Source organism: Morganella morganii (genome assembly GCF_019242955.1).
Classification (GTDB): domain Bacteria; phylum Pseudomonadota; class Gammaproteobacteria; order Enterobacterales; family Enterobacteriaceae; genus Morganella; species Morganella sibonii.
Window position 1 is genome coordinate 1,047,404 of the sequence record NZ_CP066129.1, and the last position, 26,547, is coordinate 1,073,950.

Consider the following 26,547-nt stretch of genomic DNA (forward strand, 5'->3'; position numbering starts at 1 on the left):
GGGTATCCTGTCGTTAAAGTCAGTGTGCCGGATCAGATGACGCGGACACTGCCGTATGAATAATCCAGCGCGATACGTAAATTCACGGTAAGATCTTCACCCGGCAAATTGGTTTTGGCATAAATGTCGAAAAGCAGTGCCAGGGTCCAGGTTTCATTCTTATTCACAAACGGTGTGACCCGGATTGAGCGCGGGTCCAGTCTCGGTTCAAATGTTGCAATGATTTGCTGTATCTTTTTTGCCAGCACAATCGGGTCTGTATTTACCGGGACTTTTGCACTGAGTGTCGGCAGCCCGTAATTAATCACTGAATTAATACAGTATGTTTTTTTATCTAATGCTAATGAGGCGCTGTGTGCGGCATCATTTAATAACAATTCAATATCGCGTAATAAAACATCACGCCACTGCGGTAAATGTATTCTTCGTCTGTTCAGACTTAATTTATCAAATAACATCGGAGCGGATGATTTCATGTTTTATTTTTCCGTAAAGGGAAAACCATACCGCAATACATTATTTATCCGTCTTACAGATAAATAATAATCGCGACATAGTTTTCCTGTATTACAGCCGGTTAAATACGGGCGTTTGCCTTCAGGTCATAACCTGCTTTAATAATGGCACCCATGGAACCATCATTTTTCTGCTCTTTATATTCCACTTCAATGCGGGCAAAGTTCAGACTGATAACATCTGTCGGCAGTACGGTATCTGTATCCACTTTAGTCTGCGGGTCAAGAGGCATATTACCGACCGTTTTAAAGGTTGAAACCAGACAATTACTGAAGGTAACAGTCATAAAATCCTGCTGACCGTTGCCGGATTTACGGCATACCAGTTTTGCCTGCGGAATATGTTCCCCGGTCGCACACATCAGAAACAGTTTTGGTGATGCTTTGTTACTGACCATGCGGAATTCAAAGTCTTTCATTTCCACTTTACCGGAACCGCCGCCACTGCCGAAACCCCAGCGGCCGGCGTTTTCTTCGGACCATTGCCAGGCCTGAAGCTGGATCCAGCCGCCATATTGCTGATCCGGAGATTCACCCTCAACACCTTCAATTTTTAAAAAATAATCGACTAATGCTGTCATTTAATTCACTCCTGAATTGATATTACGACAATTAAATATATTTCTGATATGAAATATAGATATCATTTTCTCGTCCCTGAGAATGTATCTCCTGATGGTAAAAATACGTATTCATGCTCAGCAATAAATCTTTTATTTATTATTTTCTTTACTGGAAGGTAATTTAGAAACCAGGCGCAATGACACGGTCATTCCTTCCAGCTGATAATGCGGGCGTAAATAAAAATGTGCTTTATAAAAACCCGGGTCATCTTCAACATCTTCCACATGCACTTCGGCAGCGGCTAACGGACGTTTTGCTTTTGTGGCTTCCGTGGAAATAGTCGGATCGCCGTCAACATATTTCATCAGCCAGTCATTCAGCCAGATCTGCATATCATCCCGTGAGCGGAAAGAACCGATTTTGTCGCGCACAATACATTTGAGGTAATGTGCAAACCGGCAGGTGGCAAAAATATAAGGCAGACGGGCGGATAATTTCGCATTCGCAGTGGCATCCGGATCTTCGTAAATCACCGGTTTGTGCAGTGTGCAGGAACCGATAAAGGCAGCAAAGTCAGAATGTTTGCGGTAAACCAGCGGTAAAAATCCGGCATTGGATAATTCATTTTCCCGGCGATCGGAAATGGCAATTTCCGTCGGACAGGTCAGTTCATAACCGCCTTCGTCTGACGGGAATGCATAAGCCGGTAATTCTTCCACCGAACCACCCGATTCAATCCCGCGGATACGTGAGCACCAGCCGTACTCAGCAAAGGCACGGTTGATATTCACCCCCATGGCATAGGCCGCGTTGGTCCAGCTGAAGTCATTGACATCATACGGATTCACGACTTCCTCGAAGGCGAAATCCTCAATCGGATTGGTTTTCTCACCATACGGCAGGCGGGAGAGAAAACGCGGCATCGTCATCACCAGATAACGGGAGTCATTGCTGTCACGCAGACGCCGCCATGTCGCATATTCCGGCGTGGTAAAAATCTTGCCGATATCGCGCGGGTTCCCCAGCTCCTGCCAGTTATTCATCTGCATGATGGATGGTGCGGCGGAGGTAATAAACGGGCAGTGCGCTGCGGCGGCAATTTTGGAAATTTCTGTCAGCAGAGAGACGCTTTTGTTGCTGTGATCAAATTCAAAGTCGCCGATCATGCAGCCGAACGGCTCACCACCAAACTGGCCGTATTCCTGTTCATATACCGCTTTAAAGATCGGGCTCTGATCCCAGGCGGAACCCCGGTAGCGGCGGAGCGTTTTGGACAGCTCATCTTTGCTGATATTTAATACACGGATCTTCAGTGTTTCACTGACATCCGTATTATCAACAAGATAGCTGAGTCCGCGCCAGGAGGATTCCAGTTTCTGATACTCTTTGTTGTGAAGTATCCGGTTCATTTGCGCAGATAATTTATCATCAATCTCCGCGACCATGGATTCAATGGTCAGCACCACATCCCGGCTGACTTTTACTTTGCCGAAATTGGCGTATTCCGCCAGGGTGTTGATGGCACTGCGGACGGCGACAGACGCTTCTGTGGTGCTGGGTCTGAATGAACGCTGTAACAGAATATCTAATTCACTCTGTTCACCGGAGGCAGTCAGTACCGACTGTTCTGTTGCGCCCGTACTCCGGGCTAATTGCTCACTCATTCGTCATTCTCCCCGTTCACATCAGTAATATCGGCTTCGGCAGAAGCGACGGTGCCTTTCGCATCATTTGCCAGGCGGATTAAGAAGTCGGGCTGTTCCAGTAATTGCCGGATTACATCTTCGGCACTGGATTTACCGTCCATATAGGTGATCAGATCCGTCAGATGTGCCCGTGCTTCCAGCAGTTTCTGCATCTGCGGGACCCGGGCAGCAATCGCACCCGGCTCGAAGTCTTCCATCGATTCAAATTCCAGCTCAATATCCATCAGCTCTTCAGGATTGTCGCCGAGCATATTTTCGACATAGAAGGCAAGGCGGGGACGAATTGCCCGCATCCTGGAGTCAAAATTATCCTGGTCAAAGGTGAGGAACTGACGTTCTTCCACCGATGGCAGCGGAGCGGCGCGATGTCCTGATAAATCAGTCATAACGCCGGTAACAAACGGAAGTTCAACTTTCTTTTGCGAACCGTAAATTTCGACGTCATACTCAATCTGCACACGCGGTGCATTATTTCTGCCGATAAATTTCTGAGAGCTGATATCTTTGGCCATCTCACAATCCTCATTGCAATAATGGAAATATTACTTTCCGGTAAATTGTTGTAATGTGCTGACTGACTCCGGAAGGAGTTTTTCAACGATTGAGGCGAAATCCATTCCAATCATTTGTTTGGATCGCTGGATAAATATCGGAACCGGGTGGCTGGGTTCATAACGCTGAAAATAATCAAGTATGCAGTCCAGCATAATTAAGACTTCCTGACGGGAACGTAATGTAATATCCGTAATTCTGACCGGCCCGCCTGGTGATGCGGTTACCGGGGTATCCGGATGATTGCCGTCAGGGAGTAACGCCTGCGGTTCTTCATGATTATCTGCATCAGAGAACGCGGTCAGATGATTAAGGGTACTGATACAGCGCGTCAGGAATTGTTTCAGTACGCTGCAATCGAGAATATAACCGTCAGTATATTGGTTGGCATACTCTTCAATTTTATCAAGCGACTGTATAACCGAGGAAAAATGCCCGGAAATATTACTGATATTAATCTCATCACTGTTTGTCAGAGATGTTAATAATGCACTCAGCGATGTGGCATAATTATCCCGTATTTCACCGCTGTCGATGGAGGCGATATCATTCAGGGTATAATGATGGTCAGTGGTGATTTTTGTCTGCTTCAGTTCTGAAATACATTGTGATGCAGATAACCATCCCAGCGCCGCAGCATGACCGCTGCGGATATTGCCATCCTCTGATTTCGGATATAATGATTCACTGTTATTTTCAACCAGTTCACTCAGATTTTTTATTCCGCTGAATAATGATGAAATTCCGTCAATATACAGATTTGCCCGTAATGACCACAGCAGGACACGCAGATCTTTATACTGATACAATAACTCACTGGTTTTTTCTGAAATAGTAATCCAGTTAATTTGCGGAAGTTCATCTTCTCCTGACAACGGATTTGCTGACTCTTCAGACTGAGTAAGAATAGCTTCAATCTCACTGAAAAGCGGGTCGAATTCCACACCGTAAATATCGTGATCATTTATATTCATTATCACACCCCGAAGCTATTAACGCCCTGTTTTATTTTATCCTAATATCGGAGTCTGTTTTTGAAAAAGGGATAAATTTAAAATTATAATTATCACCTTGTATGATTTACGAGGACAAATCTTAATGTTATTGAGTTTTACAGAAGTGTGAAATACAAGGATTTGTCTTAAAATAAGGGAGTGTAAGTATAAATAAAAACATGGCAATATCATTGATAATCCATCTTTTTCATAAGTTTATTCAGTGTTGTGATGCTAATTGTCATTTCATGTTCTTATACTTCGGCATGATTTTAACATAAAAATAGAATATTGTTGTTTCTGGTTGATTGATATAGCTACATATATTAATTTTGTTTTTAACAATTTAGTTAAAAAAATACAATCATCTTTATATTCAGATAGTATCAGGTCAGCAGAGGTATTGTTATGAGTATCAAAGGAAGTATCGACATTGCATGGGAGTTTCTGCGCAGAATTCCTGAGTATACTGAAGACTGGGAATTACACTGTAATACATCCGGGATACATCACCACGACGGCCCTCAAAGACAAACCGCCGCAGATATGAATGCGGAAACAAAATGGGGTTTATTAAGGTATGTAGACCCTGAGTGTGCAGCAGATGATGTTTTCTGGGCAGAAGGGCTCAGCAGACGCTCATTCAGGGTATTGCTGAGTCATGAGGGTAATTTATCAATAGAAAATATCTTAAAAAAAGAGAATATCGATTACAGAACCATCATTTTAAATAATGGAATATACTGTATTAAGGTCTTCAATAATCATGGTTACTTCCAGTTTTTTGTTAATCCCGGAAGTGATACTGAGGATATATTCAATAGATATATATATATATCACTAGAGTTGAACAGTAAAAAAAAAGAATGTAGACATTATCAATGAGGTGCTTGATAATAAATCTAAATGTTCATCGCTCTCTGAGGATAATAAGTTATTACTAAGAATTATGGATAGCCTGAACAAAGGTTATTCTCAGCGGGAAATTGCATCGCATTTGTTTGGCCAGGAAACGGTTGATAATGAATGGACACAGGACAGTTGGTTACGTTCAAATATTCGTTATCGTATAAAGAAATTAAACGATATTATTCAGCAAGGCTATCTTGATTATATTTGATTTTTTCTTCCTGCATTATCTGTAAAGTGAATGATATATTATTTCTGAGGGTAATATATTTTTCAGGGCATTTATTATTTACTGTAAATGTATCATTAACCAGATGAAAAAAGCTGCCATAAGGCAGCTTTTTTCAGGTTCTGACAATGCATCAGAAGTTATAGCGGATACCGATCTGTCCGTTGATTGGCGAGTAAACCGCATCACCGGCAATATGCTGTAATTCCATGAAAATATTCATGTTGTTATAGCGGGCATTGAAACCGGCACCGAATTTACCGGTGCTGCCGGATAGATCGCTGTTAATGGTGTTGTAACGGTTAAACTCAACTTCATTTCCGTTCTCATACTGATGATTCCACGCTGCTTTTACGTACGGGGAGAACATCAGGCCATTATTGAAGCTGAAATCTTTACCGGCATTCACACCCAGTTCACTGGTGAATGAACGCTGATTTTTGATTTCAGCTTCCATTTCATTGCTCAGTGTGATGTTTTTACTACCCATCTGGTTGTAGGCTAACTGACCGTACGGAGTAATAAAAGTCTGGTTACTGAAGGTAAAGGAATAACCGGTTTCCAGTGCCATCCCCCAGACAGAGGTGGAATAATTATCGCTGCTGACATCATAACCGTTGGTGGACGTTGTCTTCAGTTTATTATCAAAATGGTTATATTTCAGTAATGCATCGGCATACCAGCCATTGGTATTCAGGTAAGTGGCATAGGCACCGAAGGTGTAGCTGTCGATATCGCTGGTACCGGCCCATTCATTTTTGACATCACCTTTATCAAACCCGGTGAATCCGCCCAGAACCAGTTTACTGTCACTGTTTAACGCCAACTGATAATCCGCGCCCAGCTCCAGACCGGCGTGTTTCAGTTTGTACTGAACCTGATCTTTATCCACTTTGGTATTATTGCCGATACCCTGCATCCAGAGGCCGTTCTCAACACTGTCACTGTTACGCAGCATGTGCAGACGGGCGCGCAGATGATCAACTTCGTTGTTGTACATCAGCTGCGGTGCGGAGGACAGTGCAAGTACCGCACGGGCGCTTGGTGTCAGGCGATTTGTCGCAGTGAATGACCATGTGGTGTCATTACCGGCACCGGTACGGGTCTGAATATTGTGGATATAAGTACCGGCATCCATCAGATCCAGAATTTTCCCGTCAGCATCTTTCATGCCAAAGACAGCATTGCTGTCACCGGCCACGTTTTTCACATAGGCAAAATCGGCGGACTGAGGACGGTTCAGAACCGCTTCTTTACCGGTATCCCGCTCAATGATGGTGACATAGTGCTGACCATACGCATTGTCCGTATTGATAAAATCAGAATTACCATTGAGGATATTACTGTTCAGGGTGAAATCTAACGTGGTGTTATCATACTGAGCCGGATCATTGTTACCCAGATTATTGATATTCATCTGAGTATGACCTGCCGGGTTGGTCCGGTGGTCAAAATTCACCGCCGCTTTACCGTTTAAGGTACCGATAGTGACGGCATCGTGCTCCTGAGTACCTTCATAAACAGTGACCGTGCTTTTGCCTTTGGTCTGGCTAAGAGCAAGATCTTCCGCGTACGCACCATTAGTGGTGGCAGCATACAGATCCAGATGGTTTTTACCGTTAAAGATAGTTTTACCGGTGGCTTTACCGTTCGCCTCAACAATCATATTGATGTCGCCGTTGAGGGTATTATTTTTCGCTTCACCGCCATTTTCAACGGTTAAGTGAGAATTGCCGGTCAGGGTATTATCGGTGGCAAGGCCGCCTTTCTTAATCACCTGACTGACATTGTTCAGCTCGTTAGTGGTTGCTGTACCACTGACAATCTGTTCGCCCGGTTTTTTGGCATCAGTATTGTTGATGGTGTTATTAACGGCAGTACCGCCGACATACTGATTACCATCAGTGATGTCATTTTTAACTCCGGCCAGGCCGCCTTTTTTAACTGTCTGATTGGTATTAGTCAGTTTGTTATTATCAGCAGTACCGCTGATAACCTGCTCACCACGTTTATCTGCCTGATTGGTGATGGTATTGTATTCAGCAAAGCCTTCCACAATCTGGCTGCCGTTGGTGATGTTGTTTTTAATGCCGGCAATACCGTTTTTACCGACAAATTGATCCGTTTCGGTCAGAGTATTGTTATTGGCTGTGCCGTTAATAACCTGCTTACCGCGATTACCGTCTTTGTTAGTGATGGTATTGTTTTCGGCAAAACCCTCCACAACCTGGCTGCCGTTGGTGATGCTGTTTTTAACCCCGGCAATACCGTTTTTACCGACAAGTTGATCCGTTTCGGTCAGCGTATTGTTATTGGCTGTGCCGTTAATAACCTGCTTACCGCGATTACCGGCTTTATTAGTGATGGTATTGTTTTCAGCAAAACCGTCCACAAGCTGGCTGCCGTCAGTGATATCGTTTTTAACGGAGGCCCGGCCGTCTTTCTCAACACGCTGATCGGTGTTGGTCAGCGTATTATCAATCGCTTTACCGCGTACTACCTGGATGCCGTGATCAGCACCGGCATTATCGATAACGTTATTTTTTGCGGAACCCTCTTTTTCAATGACCTGACCGGCGTTTTTCAGGGTATTGTCAGTTGCTGTACCACTGACTAACTGAAGACCGTGAGTACCAGTGGTGTTATCAATACTGTTTGTGGTGGCATTGCCGCCGGCACCAATGGTCTGATTACCATTAGTGATACTGTTTTTTTCTGCTGTGCCTTTGACAACCTGATCACCATCTTTGATGGTGTTACCTTTGGCGACACCACCGGTATTGATAGTCTGGTCGGCATAGTCAAATTTTGAATCGATTGCCAGACCATTATCATCTACTGTTTGTCCTGCCCGCTGGCCGGTTGCTTTATCACCGGTGAAGGTCGCATCAAGGGATACTGCTTTTTTACCGGCTTTACCTTTGAGATATTGTGAGCTCTGGCCGTTAAATGTTGCGCCTTGTGACAGTGAACGCTCACCGACATGCTGCTGAGCTTTGCCGTTAAAGGTATCACCGGTGGCAACCAGGTATTCGCCTTTATCAGCCTCTAAGCGATCATCAGTAACGTTGGTGCCTTTGATGGCTAATGTTGCATCACTGTTGTCTGATTTTTTGATATCACCGATGTGTTCGCCATCTAAATATTGTTTGGCTGAATCACTGTAAGTACCGTTTCCGGTGGTGATAGTGACTTCATCATGACGAGTGTTGTTATAGTCGTTACGGTGAGGTGTCAATGATGAGGTAAATTCAGATGGCTTCTCATAGCTGGCGCCACGATAATTTGAGTAAGCATCACTGCCGGTGATAGTGACAACAGAGTCACCGCCAACAGTTAAATTGTTTGCCTTGCCATTGATGCGGACACTGGAATCGGTAATCGCCAGGGTATCGACTTCTACAGGTGAATAAAAATATTTGTAATCATAGTGGACGCCGATAGCTATGGGAGCATCGTTATGATCCTTGCCATAGGAATAATACTGATTGCTTTCTGTTGCCGATTCCCGACCAACAAATGTAATAGTGTTTGGACTATTATTGATGCTGCCCGTATATTTGATGGTATCGTTAGAATACTTATCGCCGGTGATAACCGGACCGGGGGTGTTATTGTTTACTTGAACTGTTTTATCGATAGTAGCCGCCATTCCCGCAGATACGGAAAGCGCACTAACTACCAATACGGTAATTTGTGAAAGTTTGAATGTCATAATAGTAGCCTGTGTTCGGAATATAGGTAAAATGAAAAAGGATGATGGTTATAATTATCAGGCAATTACGGGGTTTTTACTACGAAGGAAATAAGTGGATTCTTATTGCTGTCATCTAACATTGTGAATACGTTATTATTTTATTTTTAATATAGGTGTTTGCACGTAGACATATTATTTTCATTCCGGATTTTTTATTTTGATCATTATTTTTCTTGTTTTTTTAATGATGAAAGTATTATTTTCATATCTGTGTTTTTTACGTTGTATTAATTTTAATTTTCACTATTAAAAAATAAATAGAAATAAATAACACGATTTAAATCGAAAGGTTATTAATTATTTAAATTTTCAGGGGAGATGTTACTGTTTAAAGATAAAAGGTAACAAATAATTTTGTGTGTGATGTTGTTCACAAAATTAACACTGTCCGGTCATCGGATTTTTATTTCAGCGATTGGTACAGACTGTAACCGGCAACAGCACCGGCGATATCCCAGACAAAATCTTTCACACTCCAGCCGGTGCCGCCGGGGCGGCTGTCGTAAAATTCTTTGGCCGCTCCCAGTGCGACAGAAAATCCGATACCGAATTGTGCGCTGTGCCGGTGCTGCCAGTTCTGGTGATCGCCGTAAGCATTAGCGGCAATCGCTGTTGCGGCCGAAAAAGCAAAATGCTGCGCTTTATCGCGGCCGGTCCAGCTGTCATTGGCAAGATGCATCGAGCAACCTGAATTCAGCAGCAGGCTGAAAGACACGATTAAACCGGTACGCAATGTCACGGACATAACCACACTCCGCAGATGAGATAAAAAAATCCCGGCCGGAGCCGGGAGGTGTATATCAGAGGATCCGGCTGATCAGACGGTCAAGGCGGACGCGGCGCAGACGGCGCAGCAGTTTTTTGATTTTGACCGGATAGTCACGGATGTTATCCAACTCGTTGTAGCTGCGGATAATGGTTGTATTAGTGCGGATATTGGCCAGCTCTTCCTGACGCTGTGCATGCAGTTCCTGTTTCGGATCACGGATAAGGATCGCATTTTCCAGATCCAGTCCCCAGGCGCGCGGGTTCAGGTTGTTACCGGTGATAAGCTGCCACTGATCATCCACCCACATCCCTTTCAGGTGATAGGTGTTGTCATCATCTTTCCACAGACGAATGGTCAGTTGCTCATTATCCGAGAACCGGCGGAAACGCTGCATAAAGCGGCGCAGGTTGATTTCATAGAGATAAGGCAGACCACCGATGATTTTGAACGGCTCTTCCGGCGGGATATAGAAATCATTTGCGGTTTTGTCACCGATAATAATTTCAACTTTTTTCCCGTCCCGCAGCAGGCGGCTGATAATACGCACCAGCGTTGACGGCAGGTTGAAATACGGCGTGCAGATAACCACTTTTTCCTGCGCGGAACACATCAGATGCTCAATGGTGTTATTGAGGCGGTTCTTTTTGCCGAGGCCAATCAGTGGCGTAACGGCCAGCTGATCATCGGGAAGTGCCTGAGGTGTGAAATGGTATGCGGCCTGGCGCAGTTTCATGCGGAAATCACGGATCTGGTTTTTGATCTCCGGTGTTTTTACGCGGGTTTCGGTATCCAGTTTCTGCACTGCCTGTTCCGGCAGCAGCATTTCATCAATAAACAGCTTCATCGCCGCAGCCAGTTCCGGATTGCGCAGGAAGTGGTAACGGTCATAACGGTATTTATCATGCTGATACAGATAGACATTATTGACGCTGGCACCGCTGTAAATGACGGTGTCGTCAATAATAAAGCCTTTCAGATGCAACACACCCAGTGCTTCGCGGGTATTTACCGGCACCCCGAAGATCGGGATAAGCAAATCAGGGTGAGATGCCGCGACGGAATGATACCAGTCGGCGTTGGTGGCATTCGCTTCTGCGCCGATACGCCCGCGCTGTGCACGGTGCCAGTCAACAAAGACTTTAATATCCAGTTCCGGATTGGCCTGTTTGGCGGCATATAACGCATCCAGGAAATCCCGGCCTGCATCATCATGCTCAATATATAACGCAGAAATATAAATGGTTTTTTTTGCACCGGCGATTTCTGCTAACAGACGCCCTTTAAAGTCGCGGGTATGGAACAGCGTTTCAACATCATCCGCTGACTGTGCTAACTTCGGCAGTTGTGCAAGGTGCTGTTGGTGTTTCGCGGATTTGAATTTTGACAACATCACAGTGCGAATTATCTCTTTAGTTATAGGCGGCGGTGACAGAATAACCAAAACCGGGCCGGTAATGAAAAGATGAACAGATCAAAAGATTATATCACCAGTTTGTCTGATTGTGCGCAGCAATTCACTTTCTGCTTAAGTGAGCGCTAAGTCTGTGTCATCTATCACGTTGTTCGTTTTTGGCTATTGCGCTGCGGCCATTTCGGAATTCAGATGAAGCGTCAGGTTGACGATACCGTCCTCAAACTGTGTTTCAACGGTAAAACCGAGTTTTTTAGCCAGCCGGATCATATTGCGGTTTTCCGGCATGGTGATGGCCGTCAGCAGGAGGATGCCGCGCGATTTTGTGTAGGCGAGCAGTTTGTGCATCAGCTGATAACCCAGCGTATTACCTTTCATATCTGACCGCACCAGCACGGCAAATTCGGCTTCCCGGTTATCCGGATCGGACATTGCACGGGTCACCCCGATAATCTGACCGCTGCTGTCCACCGCCACAAAGGCCATTTCACGGTCATAATCAATCTGAGTCATTTTTGCCAGGTCGTCGTGGGTAAATTCGCTGATTTCGCTGAAATAACGGTAATAAAGATCTTCTTTGGTGACCCGGTCAATAAAGGCTTTCAGTAACGGTTCATCTTCCGGCAGGATAGGGCGGACATGTACTTCAGCGCCGTCTTTTAACCGGAAATTCTCTTCCAGCTCTGCCGGGTACGGGCGGATAGCCGGGCGCTGACGGCTGTCACCGGAAGCAGGTGCCAGCGTCATGGTGGCATCCAGAATAGTAAAGCCGGAGCCGGACGCGAGCAGCGGGTGTAAATCGAGCTTAACGACCTGCGGGCAATCGGTAATCAGATTGGAAACCTGTACCAGTACCCGGCTCAGTCCCGCGATATCCAGCTGATTAAGCGCACTGCCGGCAGCCAGCTTATTATTTTGAATGGCCTGAATGACCAGATAACGGGCGAGCGCCATATTGAGCGGCGGCAGGGCAACGGCTGCCGGGGATTCGTCATGCCACGGGCGGCTGGCATCCCCCAGCATAATCACCGGGCCGAAAACCGCATCCTGTTCAACGGCAATCCGCAGTTCCTGTGCGCCGGCCCGGTTAGCCATCGACTGAACAATCAGGCCGTCTATCCGGGCATCGGGAAAATTCTGTGTCACGCGATCAATAATGGCGGCTGCCGAGGTGGCGACTTCCTGTTTATCCCGCAGATAAAGCATCACACCCTGTACATCGGATTTATGCACGATATCCGGTGAGCGCAGTTTCAGTGCCACCGGATACCCCAGTGTTTCGGCGATAGTAACGGCATCTTCCGCAGAATGCGCAATCCAGGTCGGCAGAATATTCAGCCCGTAGGCATCCAGCACCGGTTCGACTTCATACGTATCAAGTATGGTGTGCTGACGGCTCAGAGCGCTGTCAATGCAGTGATGTGCCTGCTGCCGGTTAGCGGTAAGTCCTTCAGACAGGGCGGGTGTTTCCGCCAGTTGTTTCTGGTTGCGGCGGAATTCCACCATATGCATAAACGCCGTCACCGCCCCCTCCGGTGTCCGGTAAGTGGGGATACCGGCCTCACCGAACAGGCGGCGCGCTTCCTGCGAGGAGTATTCGCCGCTCCAGTTGGTGAATATTGTCAGCCAGCGGCTGCGCGGATGCTGTGCGACAGCGGCAATAATCCGGGCGGCGGCTTCTTTGCCCGGCGCAACAGCGCTGGGGGAATGCAGGATCAGCAGAGCATCATGATCGTGGCTGTCGAGCAGGATATTCAGGGTGGCGATATAGCGATCCACCGTGGCATCATCGCGCAGATCCAGCGGATTACTGATCACAAAATCATCCGGCAGCACCGCCGCGAGTGCGGCACTGCTTTCGTCGCTGAGACCGGCAATTTTACCGCGGCGGCGGAAGAGTTCATCCAATGCCATGGCTGCCGGTGCCGCACCGTTGCTCATAATGGCCAGGCGTTCGCCGCGCAGCGGCTTCATAAAGGTCAGGGTTTCCACGGCGGAAAACATTTCGTGGGTATCCTGTACCCGCAGCAGACCGGCGCGCTGGATCGCCGCATCATAGGCGATATCCAGACTTGGCGTCTCACCGGTCAGCAACTGCGCACGCTGGGTCCGGCCGCTTTTGACCACCAGAATCGGCTTGTTGCGTGAGGCACTCCGGGCGGCGGACATAAAACGCCGCGCATCATGAATATGTTCGAGATAGAGCAGAATGGCGCTGGTTTTGCTGTCACGGGCAAGAAAATCCAGCATATCGTCGATATCAATATCTGCACTGCTGCCGAGTGAAATAAAGTAAGAAAACCCGGTTTCCCGTTGTTGTGCCCAGTCCAGCACGGTATTGGAAACGGCGGCAGACTGGGAGATAAATGCCAGTTTACCTTTGAGGACCGGTACCGGGGAAAAGCTGGCATTCAGTCCCTGCCAGGGCGCAAGTAATCCCAGGCTGTTCGGGCCGAGCAGGCGGATATTATAGTGCTGGCAGGTCTGTTTCAGTTCAGCGGTTTGTGACGCAGGAGCAGAGAGAATAATCACCGCCCGGCAGCCGAGCTCACCGAGTTCATTCAGCAGGCCGTTATTGCGTTTGGGGTGGGTGCAGATAATGGCCAGATCCGGCACCAGCGGCAGAGCAGCAACAGACGGATATGCCAGCACTCCCTGCACGGAACGGCGTGATGGTGTGACCGGCAGAACCGGCCCGGCAAAACCGCCGCTGAGCAGATTGCTCATCATCCGGGAACCCGCCCGTCCGGGTTTTTCGGATGCACCGATAACCGCAATGGATTGAGGCCGGAGTAATGCTTCAAGGCCGCGCTGACTCATGGTGTTCTCCTCAGACCGGATTCCCGTGTGCTTTAATTTAGCCTAAAAGCAGCTCCTCTGCTCTGATTTGTGCTACAGGAAGATGTGACTTACCCTTCAAATACTGACGGCGGAAGCAGGTGAAGTGATCCAGCAGCTGTTTTCCGGCTGCGGTATCCCCGGCCATCATCAGTGCGGCGGCAGCCACTTCGGCGGTGCAGTGCTGATCTTCCCGGGCGGCGACCCGCAGCAGATAATCTTTCTGAGCCAGATCATTGATGGAGAGCAGCGGGATTTCGTCCAGATACGGGCTTTTGCGGAACATTTTCCGGGCTTCCGGCCAGGTGCCGTCGAGCAGAATAAACAGCGGCGGTTTTGTCTTTTCCGGTACATCACTGAATACCTGACGCGGCGGTGTGGCATACGCCTGCGGGAAAATCAGGTACGGTTGACGGGTGTCATCTTTCAGGAGTGTGAGCAGGGCATCGTCCGGTTCGGTACGCGACCACAGAAAAGCCTGTGTGTCCGGCAGGACATCGGCAATCAGTTTCCCGGTATTGCTGGGTTTCAGCGGCTCTGTATCATACATCAGCAGGCAGAACTGACTGCGTGCATCCCGGGTTTGTATGGTGTCGCACAAACAGTTTTTTTCGGGTAATAAACAGTAATTACAACGGACTACACGGCATCCGCGGGCGCGGAAAACGCGGGTGGATTGTGCAAGACGCCGCTGGCGTAACTGGTAAACAGAATTGGTCTTCATTTTTATCGGCTGGTTTCACAAAAAACAGTATGCATTGTACTGTTAACGCTGCACAATAGCATGATTTTTCGCGGGGGCGCCTGAGTTCAGTGCCTCCGGCGGGGCGGCCGGTGACAGTAACCGGCAGGTCCGGACGATATCGGGTAATCTTCGCCCCCGGAAATGGCGTGGGAGAAACACATGAACGACTCTTTAAATGGTAAAAACGGCAAAGTAAAAGTGATGTATGTCCGCAGTGAGGATAAACCGGACGATCAGAAAAAATCAGACAGACGCGGCGGCCGGGGATCGGATCGCGGCGACCGTAACAGCCGCGGCCCGCGTAATGAACGCACTAACCGTGGCGAACGAAGTGACCGCAGTGACCGCAGTGACCGCAGTGACCGTGGTGATCGCGGCGAACGCAGAGGTCAGGGCAGTTATTCCGATGACGGCCGTTCACCGTGGAAAACGGTGTCCCGCCAGCCGTCAGAAGAGGGAGAAGCACTGCTTCCTGATCACGGTGGTATCAGCGGCAAAAGCCAGATTGATCCTGCCCAGCTGCGCCGTCAGCGCCAGGAAGAGACCCGTATTTACGGGGAAAACGCCTGTCAGGCAATGTTCCGCAGCCGCCCTGAGCGCATTGTGCGGGCCTGGTTTGTTCAGTCCGTCACACCGCGTTTCCGCGATGCCCTGAAATGGCTGGCGGCCAACCGCAAAGCCTATCATGTGGTGGATGAGGAAGAGCTGGCAAAAGCGTCCGGTACAGAACATCACGGCGGCGTTTGTTTCCTGATTAAAAAACGCGGCGGTGTGAGTGCGGAAACCTATCTGGAAACTGCCGGTGAGCAGGATTGCGTGCTGGCGCTGGAAAACGTCGGTAACCCGCATAACCTCGGCGGTATTATGCGCAGTTGTGCTCACTTCGGTGTCAACGGCGTGATCCTCCAGGATGCATCGGTACTGGAATCCGGTGCGGCTGTCCGCACTGCGGAAGGTGGCGCTGAGCATCTGGCTGGGATTGATGCGGATGGTCTGACCGACACGCTGGATTTATTCCGTAAAAAAGGTTACGCCATCGTCACCACCTCCAGCCATAAAGGCAGCACTGATCTGGCGAAAGCCACACTGCCTGCAAAAATGGTACTGGTTCTGGGTGAAGAGAGCGACGGCCTGAGTGACGCGGTCTGGGAAGGCGGGGATATGCGCCTGTCAGTCGGCGGTACCGGCAATGTGGAAAGCCTGAACGTATCAGTTGCAACCGGGATTATCCTGGCGCGCTGGTGGCAGCAGAATAAAGTCAGCTGATATACGTCTGACAGTGATTGATTCAAACCCGGCATTTGCCGGGTTTTTTAATCGATCAGATGCAGTGTCAGCAGGCTTTTGATGGCATCAGAGTCCAGTGCCCGGTAGTACCTTCCTGTATCAGCGGTAAAGGTATCAAAAGGCCGCCAGCTTTTAATCCGTCCGTCATCCAGGGACAGTTTTCCCGCCATCAGAATATCGCTGTTATTATTAATAACATTCATGAATTCTTTTTCTGAAATATGATGATGAAGATTATTCGTTGGTGATAACGGCAGTACACAGTGAACCTGATCAGGATATTCAGAACGAATATAAAAGTAAACATCGCCCTGTAAACACAAATAAATATCTCTCGTAGTATCATGGCGAAAATAATAATGACCATCAAACTTTATCAGATGATAATTCGTAATTATTGTATCCTGATTTTTATGTTTATTACCGGGAAGATAGTTATGAATATCCCATTTCGGAATATTACAGAGATTTATGAATTTATCTAACAATGCGCTCATGGATATCCTGCAGTTTTTCACCTGTCTGTCAGCGCGCCAATCATACCGGCTGTAGCGGAATGACTGCTATTAATAACAGATATTAATATTATAAAAAAACCATGCCGGAGCATGGTGCAAAAATATGCATTAAAAATAAAAATTATGGCAAATCGTATTAATGATGCTAAATCATGGTCACACTCCCTTGTGAATGTTATATAAATAATCATCCGTGATATTAATACCGCAACCAAAAATGTCTTTTTCTGCGGTGAAATAAGAATAGCAATTTAATGATTTTAAGAGCAAGTGATTATTCTGTTAATAAAGTTGTGTTTTATTATTGTTTAATAAATCATAAAATGAATATATCCCATCTTATTATTTAAGTTGGAAATAAAAAGAAAGGCACCGAAGTGCCTTTCAGGCCGTTGACAAACCCGCAGGGGTTGGCGACGACCGGCAGAGGTTGTAAAAATAAACCAGGAAAATCAATTTATTGATTTTCGGCTGATAACACAAAGCAGGAAAAACCACGTTTTATCCTGCTTTGTCAGCAATCTCAAAGGCACCGAAGTGCCTTTCTTTTTTTCTTAATGCGCGCCGCCGCCACCGCCGCCGGCAGTAAACGGAGGTCTGGCAAACCAGACCAGCAGCATCAGTACCAGGAAGACACCGGCTGAAAGCCAGAAAATCTCATTGGCAGAGATAATCAACCCCTGGTCGGTGATCACTTTTGCAATATAAGCCGACGATTGCTGCTGCGACATCCCCATTTCACCCAGCGTGTGATACATCTGCTGTGTATCCGGGCTGAACGGGTTGATATGTTCGGCAAAATTGGCGTGATGCATCGATTCCCGCTGCGTCCACAGTGTGGTGGTGATGGATGTCCCGATAGCCCCCGCCAGCGTCCGCGTAAAGTTTGACAGGCTGGATGCCGACGCCATTTTTTCCGGCGGCAGGCCGGAGAGGGTAATGGTGGTCAGTGGCATAAAGAAACAGGCAATTGCCAGCCCCTGTACAAACTGCGGCCAGGCAGCGGCAGCAAAGTCCATGCCCGGTTCAAATGTATAGGCACGCCAGTAGAAACAGACGGTATACATAATGAAACTGAATGTCACGATGATACGGTAATCCACTTTATGCGCATATTTACCGATAAGCGGCGTGATCAGCAGCGGCAGAATACCGACCGGCGCGGAGGCCAGTCCTGCCCAGGTGGCAGTGTAGCCGAATACCCCCTGTAACAGCTGCGGCAGCAGAACAATGGTGCCGAAATAGAGCATATAGGCAAGACTGAGACTGAGGCAGCCTATCGTGAAGTTCCGGCTTTTAAACAGTGATAAATCCACCACGGGGTGCTCATCCGTCAGCTCCCAGACGATCAGGAAGGCGATGGCGATCACCGCAATCACGGTCAGGACAATAATCTCCGTTGAGTTAAACCAGTCCAGCTCTTTGCCCTGGTCGAGCATAATCTGTAAGCAGCCGACCCCGACCACCAGCAGGATCAGCCCGACGGTATCAATCGGACGAATTTCTGTTTTGGTTTCCCGGCCTTCCAGGGTTTTTGCGGTCAGCATCATGATCACAATCCCGAACGGCACGTTAATAAAGAAAATCCAGCCCCAGTGATAGTTGTCACTGATATAACCGCCGAGGATCGGCCCGCAGATCGGGGCGATAACAATTGTCACCGACCAGAGTGCCAGTGCCATGGTGCGTTTTGCCGGGGGATAGTTATTGAGCAGCAGACTTTGTGATAACGGGATCAGCGGCCCGGCCACCAGACCCTGGATCACGCGGAAAAAGATCAGCATGCCCAGGCTGTTGGAAATACCGCATAACCAGGAAGAGATGGCAAATAATGCCGTCGACCACATAAACAGACGGACTTCGCCGATCCGTTTGGCCAGCCAGCCGGTGATCGGAATGGAGATAGCATTCGCCACCCCGAATGAGGTAATCACCCAGGTTCCCTGAGAGTTAGAAGAACCGAGGTTACCGGCGATCGTCGGGATCGCCACGTTGGCGATGGTGGAGTCGAGCACCTGCATAAAGGTCGCCAGTGACAGGGCGATCGTCATCCAGGCCAGTTTTGCTCCGGTCAGTGGCGCCTGCATAACCCTGACTCCTTACTGACCGGCATTGCGGCTGATTATCTCTGAGATCATCTGATCAGCCGGTTGCATATCAATGCTCAGGGCATTGGTATGATAGGCCGGATCGGTGCGCACACTTTTTGACAGCACCGGGCCGTCAGTATTCTGAGTGTCCACGGTGACATCACCGGAAAGACCGATACGCAGCGGGTATTGCTCCAGCTGTGCCGGGTCCAGTGCGATACGCACCGGCAGACGCTGAACGACCTTAATCCAGTTACCGCTGGCATTCTGTGCCGGAAGCAGTGAGAACGCGCTGCCGGTACCCATATCCAGTCCGGTAACGGTACCGGTGAAGACCACTTTATCGCCGTAGAAATCGGTGATCACTTCAGCCGGCTGTCCGATACGCATAGCACTGAGCTGTGTTTCTTTAAAGTTGGCGTCAATCCACATGCCGGTTGCCGGTACGACCGCCATCAGCGGGGTGGCTGGTGTGATCTGTGCGCCGACCTGCACACTGCGGCGGGAGACATAGCCGTCCACCGGACTGCGGATATCGGTCCGCTCCAGTGCCAGCCAGGCATTGCGCACTTCAGTGGCGGCCTGTTTCACTGCCGGCTGTTCGCCCAGCGGGGTATCGAGAATAACGGCTTTATTGGCATTAAACTGCTCAGTGGCGACATCCAGCTGTGCTTTGGCGCTGACTACTGCTTCGCGGGCATGCTGAAGTTCTTCTTTGCCAATCAGATTTTGCGCACCCAGCACTTCCCGGCGGCGGAGGTCATTTTGCAGACGGGTCAGTTCTGAACGGCGGACTTCAATACCGGCCAGTAACTGGCGGCTGTTGATCATCTGCTGATGTGTCTGGCGGACACTGTTTGCCAGCGCGACCTGTGCTTTTTCCAGCGCCAGTCCGGCATCCCGTTTGTCGAGCTGAACCAGCAGTGTGCCGGCGGTCACGTAGTCGGTATTATCCACACTGACAGTGGTGACACTGCCTGATACCTGTGACATCACAATGACCTGATTACCGGTCACATAGGCGTTATCGGTTGATTCATGGTGGCGGAGTACCATAAACCAGTAAACGGTATAAGCCGCCCCCAGTAATACAAACAGTAACGTCAGCAACATCAGCGCATTACGGCGTTGTCGTTTTTTGTTACGGACAGGGGGCTGTGCAGCCTGAGTTTCCTCACTGACACTCATCAGTTATCTCCGGGTCTTGTTCTTTTTTTAAGGTGTTGTATGACATAACCGCAACAAAGACAGGCTTGCTATTGTCGTCACTGTGGTTAACGACAACTGCAAGCCGGGATGGTCAGCACATCAATTGATGTCAGAAATGTCAGCCTGTGAAGAATAAAGGATCCGGGCCAACAGAAAAGGTTTTTTTACACATACTTATTGAGAAAAGCTCTTATTCATTAACCTTAAACAATAAAAGGTTATTTAGTTGTCGCTCTTATCGAGCTGAATAAGTAATTTTCGCATCAGTTTTTCCAGGTCTTTCTGCTCATTATTGTCCAGCGCTGACCAGATATGACGTAATGCATCATGCTGAGGCGGAAGCAGGCTGTGCAGAAAATCGGAACCTTTTTCTGTCAGGTGCAGATGCAGGCAGCGGCGGTCATTGTGGCTCTCTTTGCGCTCAATCCAGCCGTTTTTCTCCAGTTCATCCGCGATACGGGTCGCATTGGTGCGGGAGGAGCCGAGTGCTGCACTGAGTTCTGAAGGCTGAATGCTGTGAGATTCTTTAGTATCCAGAATCATCAGGGCCATGAATAATGTTTCATTTATCCCCTGAGATTTCAGCATATTGTTACGTTTTTCTAATAATTTACTCTGAACGTGCATTGAAAGCCGGGTCAGTAAAATTTCCTGATACGGCAGATCCGCACCCAGATTATTCTGTTGTGTGATCCGGCTGTTAAGCAACTCTTCTGTCGGTGTAAATGAACTTTCCATTATTGAGATACCTTATTAGTTTCTGTTGGTATGTTAACCCGGCTATGACCCGGCGGGATGGCCGGCCAAAAGATTAATTTAACAATTATAGCAGGTTAATATCACTACATTTTTTCTGATAATGCCAACTGATTCATAAATTTTATGAATGTTAGTCACAAATATCACTTATTATTTAGCAAATCACTTACATTTTCATTACCGAGTGGCTGACTCTGATTATGCGTAATTTTTGCTTCATAAATTACGTCAATTTTTATTAGTGAACCATGATAATGAAGAATATCAAATGACTTTCATTAGCCGTTATGTCAGTGATTATTGCTGTAGTATCTATTTTACGTGGTCAAAAATTATTTTCTTTGATTAACAGTGTTATTTGTAACTTTTTATGAAGGGATAATCCACGGGTGGTAGATTATTATGCGATTTTCGTTTGATTTTTGAGTGTAAAAAGCACCGGAAGGTGCTTTTTACGGAGGAATCAGGTGTGTGAGGGCTGCTGATGCGTGGCTGTTTCGCCGGATTGCGGGACATCATACTTCTTCCCGGCAAGCCAGATCACCAGGCCCAGGGCACTGACGGCAGCACCGCTGTAACAGACGCCATCCCAGCCGTAGTGGCTGTATGCATAGCCGGAAAGCAGTGAACCGAATGCACCGCCGCAGAAATAACAGGTCATATAACCTGCGGTCAGGCGACTGCGTGCCTCCGGCATCATCCGGTAGAGGGTACTCTGATTGGTGACGTGAACAGCCTGTACGGCGAGATCAAGGATCACCACACCGGCCACAAAAGCCGCGACAGAATAACCGCTCAGCGCCAGCGGTATCCAGGAGAGCAGCAGAAGCAGCAGACCGGCGCTGGTGGTCAGACGGCCTTTGCCTTTATCGGCAAAACGTCCGGCGGGACCGGCCATCAGGGCTCCGGCAGCACCGGCGAGGCCGAACAGCCCGATAGTGCTTTCGGAATAGTTAAACGGATCCGATGCCAGCAGGAAGGCCATTGATGTCCAGAGCAGACCGAATGCGGCAAAGACAATGGCACCGAGTGCGGCGCGGACACGCAGAACCGGGGTGCGGATAAACAGTGTCACAATGGAGGCCAGTAACTGACCGTATTTCAGATCAGACACCTGTTTGTACTGCGGCAGACGCAGATACAGGATCAGCGCCAGCAGAACGAGCAGTCCGGAAGCCGCCCAGTAGACTGTCCGCCAGCCGCCGAATTCCGCGAGCACACCAGCCACGGTCCGTGCCAGCAGAATACCGAGCAGCAGGCCGCTCATAATGATCCCGACCGCTTTGCCGCGATGCTGCGGTTTGGCGATAGTCGCCGCCAGCGGGATAAGAATCTGCGCCACCACGGAAAACATCCCGGCCAGTGCGGTACCCAGCAGTAACTGCCAGAGCGTCTGTGACAGGGCGGAGATGACCAGCCCGATAGCGGACAGCAGTGTCATGGTGACAATCAGGTTGCGGCGCTCAAATTTATCCCCGAGCGGTACCAGAAACATCAGACCGGCGGCATAGCTGAGCTGCGCGGTCGTGACGATAAAGCCTGCCATACCGGCAGTCACGCTGAATTGTGCGGCAATCGTCTCCAGTAAAGGCTGTGCATAATAGTTACTTGCGACTAACAACCCGGTTGCTATTGCCATCAGGCAGATAAGCTGAGGTGTCAGAACCGCATCAATGGTTTTCTTTTTCATGATTATTATAAGATTGACTGAGTATGAAATGATTACGGGTACTACGGAGCGGTACTATATAGAAAGCAGACCGGAAAGGGTATCGGTTTTGTGAGATTCATCACGTTTTGTTGAGGAAAAAAAGCGGCCATATTGCTATGGCCGCCCGGGCCGTTGACAAACCCGCAGGGGGGGGCGACGACCGCCAGAGGTTGTAACAATAAACCAGGAAAATCAATTTATTGATTTTCGGCTGATAACACAAAGCAGGAAAAACCACGTTTTATCCTGCTTTGTCAGCAATCTCAGCGGCCATATTGCTATGGCCGCCGGACGGATATGTCAGATCCGGTTATTTATCAGCGGCTTTTCGTGCCTGTTCAATCCAGCCGTCGAACTTAGCCTGATTGGCTTTAATCCAGGCATTGGCGTGACGTTCAATATCCGCCTGTGAATTTTCGCCGTTATGCATGCGCAGGTTCTGGGCGTTAATTGCCGAAACCGGCAGTTTCATGACGGCAAACAGCTCAGCGGCAGCCGGGTTCTGTTCAGCCCAGGCTTTGTTGGCTGCAATATGCATGGTGCTTGGCGGGAAGCCGTAGTTTTTGCCGTTCGGCAGTTTGGTATCGATCTTCTCACCGTCAGGCATGGAGGAGAACGGTACTTCCAGCCAGACAACATCACGGCCCGGTTTCAGGACATCACTGATCCAGTACGGTGTCCAGGTATAGTAGAGAACCGGTTTGCCCTCTTTATAACGGGTGATGGTGTCTGCCATCATCGCGGCATAGTTCCCCTGGTTGTGCTCAACCGTATCTGTCAGCTTATAGGCTTTCATGTGGTTGTTGATGGCGGCCTCACAGCCCCAGCCCGGGTTACAGCCGGTCAGATCCGCTTTACCGTTGCCGTTACTGTCAAACAGTTTGGCAATTTCCGGATCTTTCAGCTGCTCAATGTTGGTGATGTGGTATTTTTCAGCGGTCTTTTTATCAATCAGATACCCCTGGGCGGCATTCACGACATAATCCCCTTTGCGGTAGAATTTGTCGTCGCCCCCGGCGGCTTTGTACTGGGAGTTGTGCAGCGGTACCCAGCTCACTGCCATAAAGGTGGCATCACCGTTGGCGATTGATGCATAGGCCACGTTGTAATCCACTTCCTGGATAGGCTGCACATCATAGCCGAGTTCTTCCAGTGCTTTGTTGACGATAAGGGTCTGAAAGGTTTCTTCAGTAATGGTGCTTTGTACAGGCAGCACTTTGACCCCTTTGCCCGGCTGTGCGGTGTCCGCGAAAGCCTGAGTACCAATGAGTGCCGATAAGGCGATTGCTGCGATTGCTGTCTTACGCATCGTTTTCCCTCTTGTTGTGCCTGCCGCCGGGATAACAGCGGCAGGGTGATAATGAGCGGGAGCGGAAGCTCCCTGTCGCTGCCGCGGATTACGGCGCGCGGCGGAACGGACGGGTGATAAGCCCGGCAGGGCCGGTGTGATACCAGCGGCGGCCGGCTTTGCTGCGGGAATCTTTCCCGAGTGATTGTGTCAGGCGGTCAAGAATAATGGCGAGAATCACAATTCCGGCCCCACCGACTGACGCCAGCCCCATATCCAGACGGCCGATACCGCGCAGTACCATCTGCCCCAGACCACCGACGGCGATCATGGAGGCGATAACCACCATTGACAGTGCCAGCATCAGCGTCTGGTTGATCCCGGCCATGATGGTCGGCATCGCCAGCGGTAACTGCACTTTAAACAGCATCTGGCGCGGATTGGCACCAAAGGACTCTGCCGCTTCCACCAGATCGGCGGGCACCTGACGGATACCGAGGATAGTCAGGCGGATCACCGGCGGCAGGGCGAAGATAATCGTTACCACCACGCCCGGTACGTTACCGATACCGAACAGCATGACAATCGGCACCAGATAGACGAAGGCCGGTGTTGTCTGCATGGCATCAAGCAGCGGACGGATAAATTTTGCAGCGCGTTCATGCCGCGCCAGGGCAATACCCGTTGGTAAGCCGATGATAATACAGAACATCAGGGCGGTCAGAACCAATGATAATGTCACCATTGCCTCGTTCCATGCCCCGATGGCACCGATAAAGGTCAGTGATACCACAGTGGCAATCCCCAGTCCTTTACCGCTCATCTGCCAGGCGAGCAGGGCAAAAATAAGAATCGCGATCGGCGCGGGAATAGCGGTCAGTCCCTGTTCAAAGGTCGTGAGCACAAAGTCGATCGGTACACGGATACCCTGAAAAACCGGGCGGAAGTGCAGCACAATCCAGTTAATGGCATCGGTTACCCAGCTGTCAAACGGGATCAGCGAGTGGTCAAACGGGTTTGCCCAGTCAAAGGCGGGGCCGGTATCAGCCGGTGCGGCATCCAGCCAGTCGCTGCCGCTGTCAGCCGCGCCGCCCCACGGGTCAGCATCCGCACCGCCGGTATCGGCGGCACTTCCCCACGGATCACTGCTGTCTGCGGCATCCGGGGTTGTTTGTGCTGATGAAGTATCCTGTTCTGACGTTGCCGCCCATGGATCAAGTTCTGTATCCTGTTGATTATTCCGGCTCATTCGGCGTCTCCTTATCTAAAGCCTGCAGCAGCATCCCTTTTGAGATAACCCCGGCATAGCGGTTGTTGTTGCCGACCACCGGAACTGCACACGGTGACTGCGCGACAACGGTCAGCAGCTCATTCAGCGGCGTGTCGGCGCTGACCGCCTGCGGCTCACTCAGAATGGCATCTGTGATAGGTTTTTTCGCTTTCAGTGCCGCCTCCAGAGAGGCAACAGAAACAATACCGGCAAATTTTTGTCCGCGTTCAATCAGATAGCCGTACTCACGATCATCATCATTGAGAACTTTCAGTGCCGAACGCGGGCCGAATCCCGGTGCCACATGCAGCAGCGCATCCGCGCGGCGGCGGGCAATATCTTTGGCGCTGAACACATGACTGATATCCACGCCGCGGAAGAACGTGCGGACATAATCATTGGCCGGATTATTAAGGATCTCATCCGGTGTACCGACCTGCACCACAACACCGCCCTGCATAATGGCAATACGGTCGCCGATACGCATAGCTTCGTCGAGGTCATGGGAAATAAAGACGATGGTCCGCTGTTTATCCCCCTGGAGACTCAGCAGCTCATCCTGCATTTCGGTGCGGATCAGCGGGTCAAGGGCGGAGAACGCCTCATCCATCAGCAGGATATCCGGGTCATTTGCCAGCGCGCGGGCAAGCCCGATCCGCTGACGCATCCCGCCGGACAGCTCATCCGGATAGGAATTTGCCCACTGTTCCAGGTTGACCTGTTTCAGCGCATCCAGTGCGCGTTCATGACGTTCCGCTTTGCTCATCCCGGCCAGTTCAAGGCCGAACGCGGTATTATCGATAACCGACATATGCGGCATCAGAGCAAAGGACTGGAACACCATACTGATTTTTTTGCGCCGCACCTCGCGCAGTGCCTGATCAGAAATCACAGCGATATCTTCGCCGTCGATCAGCACCTGGCCGCGGGTCGGTTCTATCAGGCGATTGAGAAGACGAACTAAGGTGGATTTCCCTGAACCGCTCAGTCCCATGATGACGAATATTTCGCCTTCTTCAATGGCCAGATTGGCGTCCTGTACGCCGACGGTAGCACCGGTCTTTTCAAAGATATGTTCTTTGTCCAGGCCCTGTTCTAATAATTCAAATGCCTGTTTCGGGTGCTCACCGAATATTTTATAGAGATTTTTAACTTCGAGTTTTATTGCCATGCAGTATATCCATTCAGAATAACGTGGATGTGAAATGGGTAAATGTGAATCCTCTCCCTGAAAAAAAACGTTATTTACCCTAGCATACGAGATAATGCTGACAACCCCTTGTTTATGAGAATTAATCAAAAACAGCGGATATATTTTTAGTGTAAAATCACTGATATCCGGTAAATATACCGATTTGTTAATATATGAATGACTTGCGGGAAATAAGACAGAGACATCCCCGGAAAGTTAACCAGGCGCTTGTT

The 26,547-nt window shown here is 49.1% G+C and carries 21 protein-coding genes; 3 read left to right on the forward strand and 18 right to left on the reverse strand.

Features of this window, described 5'->3' with window-relative positions; translation table 11 throughout:
- Nucleotides 1-32 precede the first annotated feature (32 nt).
- The 5 genes from JC793_RS04680 to JC793_RS04700 form a co-directional block, all read right to left on the reverse strand.
- A complete protein-coding gene (locus JC793_RS04680) occupies nucleotides 33-476 on the reverse strand; it encodes a type VI secretion system baseplate subunit TssE (protein ID WP_046893640.1) in 444 nt (147 codons plus the stop codon).
- Nucleotides 477-577: 101 nt separating this feature from the next.
- Nucleotides 578-1,096: an Hcp family type VI secretion system effector gene (locus JC793_RS04685; protein WP_046893641.1), complete on the reverse strand. Its 519-nt coding sequence runs from the start codon at nucleotides 1,094-1,096 to the stop codon at nucleotides 578-580.
- A 132-nt stretch (nucleotides 1,097-1,228) separates the two neighbouring features.
- Nucleotides 1,229-2,743: a type VI secretion system contractile sheath large subunit gene (tssC, locus tag JC793_RS04690; RefSeq protein ID WP_166707196.1), complete on the reverse strand. Its 1,515-nt coding sequence runs from the start codon at nucleotides 2,741-2,743 to the stop codon at nucleotides 1,229-1,231.
- A complete protein-coding gene (gene tssB / locus JC793_RS04695) occupies nucleotides 2,740-3,297 on the reverse strand; it encodes a type VI secretion system contractile sheath small subunit (RefSeq protein WP_107680398.1) in 558 nt (185 codons plus the stop codon). The genes tssC and tssB overlap by 4 nt, the downstream gene beginning before the upstream one ends.
- 30 nt (nucleotides 3,298-3,327) lie before the next feature.
- Nucleotides 3,328-4,311, reverse strand: coding sequence for a type VI secretion system protein TssA (locus tag JC793_RS04700; protein WP_166707197.1), 984 nt, complete (start codon nucleotides 4,309-4,311; stop codon nucleotides 3,328-3,330).
- Between the two features lie 429 nt (nucleotides 4,312-4,740).
- On the opposite strand from JC793_RS04700, the gene JC793_RS04705 reads away from it, so the two are divergent.
- Nucleotides 4,741-5,217 carry a transcriptional regulator domain-containing protein gene (locus tag JC793_RS04705; protein WP_218427646.1) on the forward strand — a complete coding sequence of 159 codons (477 nt, stop codon included), beginning with the start codon at nucleotides 4,741-4,743 and terminating at the stop codon, nucleotides 5,215-5,217.
- A 1-nt stretch (nucleotide 5,218) separates the two neighbouring features.
- Nucleotides 5,219-5,452, forward strand: a complete 234-nt coding sequence (locus JC793_RS04710) for a DNA -binding domain-containing protein (protein WP_218427648.1) — start codon at nucleotides 5,219-5,221, stop codon at nucleotides 5,450-5,452.
- 151 nt (nucleotides 5,453-5,603) lie between these two features.
- Here JC793_RS04710 and JC793_RS04715 read toward each other — a convergent pair whose 3' ends face one another.
- The 5 genes from JC793_RS04715 to JC793_RS04735 all read right to left on the reverse strand — a co-directional run bounded on the left by JC793_RS04715 (nucleotide 5,604) and on the right by JC793_RS04735 (nucleotide 14,969).
- Nucleotides 5,604-9,185 (reverse strand): autotransporter outer membrane beta-barrel domain-containing protein, encoded by a 3,582-nt coding sequence (locus JC793_RS04715; protein ID WP_218427650.1) that lies wholly within the window; start codon nucleotides 9,183-9,185, stop codon nucleotides 5,604-5,606.
- Between the two features lie 445 nt (nucleotides 9,186-9,630).
- Entirely contained in the window at nucleotides 9,631-9,972 is a 342-nt protein-coding gene (locus tag JC793_RS04720; RefSeq protein ID WP_107680394.1) for a YfiM family lipoprotein, read from the reverse strand.
- Nucleotides 9,973-10,027: 55 nt separating this feature from the next.
- The gene (gene pssA / locus JC793_RS04725; RefSeq protein ID WP_218428343.1) at nucleotides 10,028-11,386 is read right to left on the reverse strand and encodes a CDP-diacylglycerol--serine O-phosphatidyltransferase; all 1,359 of its coding nucleotides are present in this window, start codon (nucleotides 11,384-11,386) and stop codon (nucleotides 10,028-10,030) included.
- Nucleotides 11,387-11,569: 183 nt separating this feature from the next.
- Nucleotides 11,570-14,227: a bifunctional acetate--CoA ligase family protein/GNAT family N-acetyltransferase gene (locus JC793_RS04730; RefSeq protein ID WP_046893649.1), complete on the reverse strand. Its 2,658-nt coding sequence runs from the start codon at nucleotides 14,225-14,227 to the stop codon at nucleotides 11,570-11,572.
- A gap of 37 nt (nucleotides 14,228-14,264) precedes the next feature.
- Entirely contained in the window at nucleotides 14,265-14,969 is a 705-nt protein-coding gene (locus tag JC793_RS04735; RefSeq protein WP_218427651.1) for a tRNA-uridine aminocarboxypropyltransferase, read from the reverse strand.
- A gap of 180 nt (nucleotides 14,970-15,149) precedes the next feature.
- On the opposite strand from JC793_RS04735, the gene JC793_RS04740 reads away from it, so the two are divergent.
- On the forward strand, nucleotides 15,150-16,256 hold the full coding sequence (locus JC793_RS04740; protein WP_218427653.1) for a tRNA/rRNA methyltransferase: 1,107 nt from the start codon (nucleotides 15,150-15,152) through the stop codon (nucleotides 16,254-16,256).
- Nucleotides 16,257-16,303: 47 nt separating this feature from the next.
- Here the strand turns inward: JC793_RS04740 and JC793_RS04745 are convergent, their stop codons facing one another.
- The 8 genes from JC793_RS04745 to proV form a co-directional block, all read right to left on the reverse strand.
- Entirely contained in the window at nucleotides 16,304-16,480 is a 177-nt protein-coding gene (locus JC793_RS04745; RefSeq protein ID WP_166707204.1) for a hypothetical protein, read from the reverse strand.
- A gap of 869 nt (nucleotides 16,481-17,349) precedes the next feature.
- Nucleotides 17,350-18,882: a multidrug efflux MFS transporter permease subunit EmrB gene (gene emrB / locus JC793_RS04750; protein WP_166707205.1), complete on the reverse strand. Its 1,533-nt coding sequence runs from the start codon at nucleotides 18,880-18,882 to the stop codon at nucleotides 17,350-17,352.
- Nucleotides 18,883-18,894: 12 nt separating this feature from the next.
- On the reverse strand, nucleotides 18,895-20,073 hold the full coding sequence (gene emrA, locus JC793_RS04755; RefSeq protein WP_046893654.1) for a multidrug efflux MFS transporter periplasmic adaptor subunit EmrA: 1,179 nt from the start codon (nucleotides 20,071-20,073) through the stop codon (nucleotides 18,895-18,897).
- Between the two features lie 243 nt (nucleotides 20,074-20,316).
- The gene (gene mprA / locus JC793_RS04760; protein ID WP_107680386.1) at nucleotides 20,317-20,832 is read right to left on the reverse strand and encodes a transcriptional repressor MprA; all 516 of its coding nucleotides are present in this window, start codon (nucleotides 20,830-20,832) and stop codon (nucleotides 20,317-20,319) included.
- A 484-nt stretch (nucleotides 20,833-21,316) separates the two neighbouring features.
- The gene (locus JC793_RS04765) at nucleotides 21,317-22,543 is read right to left on the reverse strand and encodes an MFS transporter (protein ID WP_218427655.1); all 1,227 of its coding nucleotides are present in this window, start codon (nucleotides 22,541-22,543) and stop codon (nucleotides 21,317-21,319) included.
- Nucleotides 22,544-22,874: 331 nt separating this feature from the next.
- On the reverse strand, nucleotides 22,875-23,873 hold the full coding sequence (proX, locus tag JC793_RS04770; RefSeq protein ID WP_046893657.1) for a glycine betaine/L-proline ABC transporter substrate-binding protein ProX: 999 nt from the start codon (nucleotides 23,871-23,873) through the stop codon (nucleotides 22,875-22,877).
- 88 nt (nucleotides 23,874-23,961) lie between these two features.
- Nucleotides 23,962-25,101 (reverse strand): glycine betaine/L-proline ABC transporter permease ProW, encoded by a 1,140-nt coding sequence (gene proW / locus JC793_RS04775; RefSeq protein ID WP_218427657.1) that lies wholly within the window; start codon nucleotides 25,099-25,101, stop codon nucleotides 23,962-23,964.
- Complete coding sequence (gene proV / locus JC793_RS04780) at nucleotides 25,088-26,293, reverse strand: glycine betaine/L-proline ABC transporter ATP-binding protein ProV (protein ID WP_024474192.1); 1,206 nt, start codon at nucleotides 26,291-26,293, stop codon at nucleotides 25,088-25,090. Before proV ends, proW begins: the two co-directional genes overlap by 14 nt.
- Nucleotides 26,294-26,547: the final 254 nt, after the last annotated feature.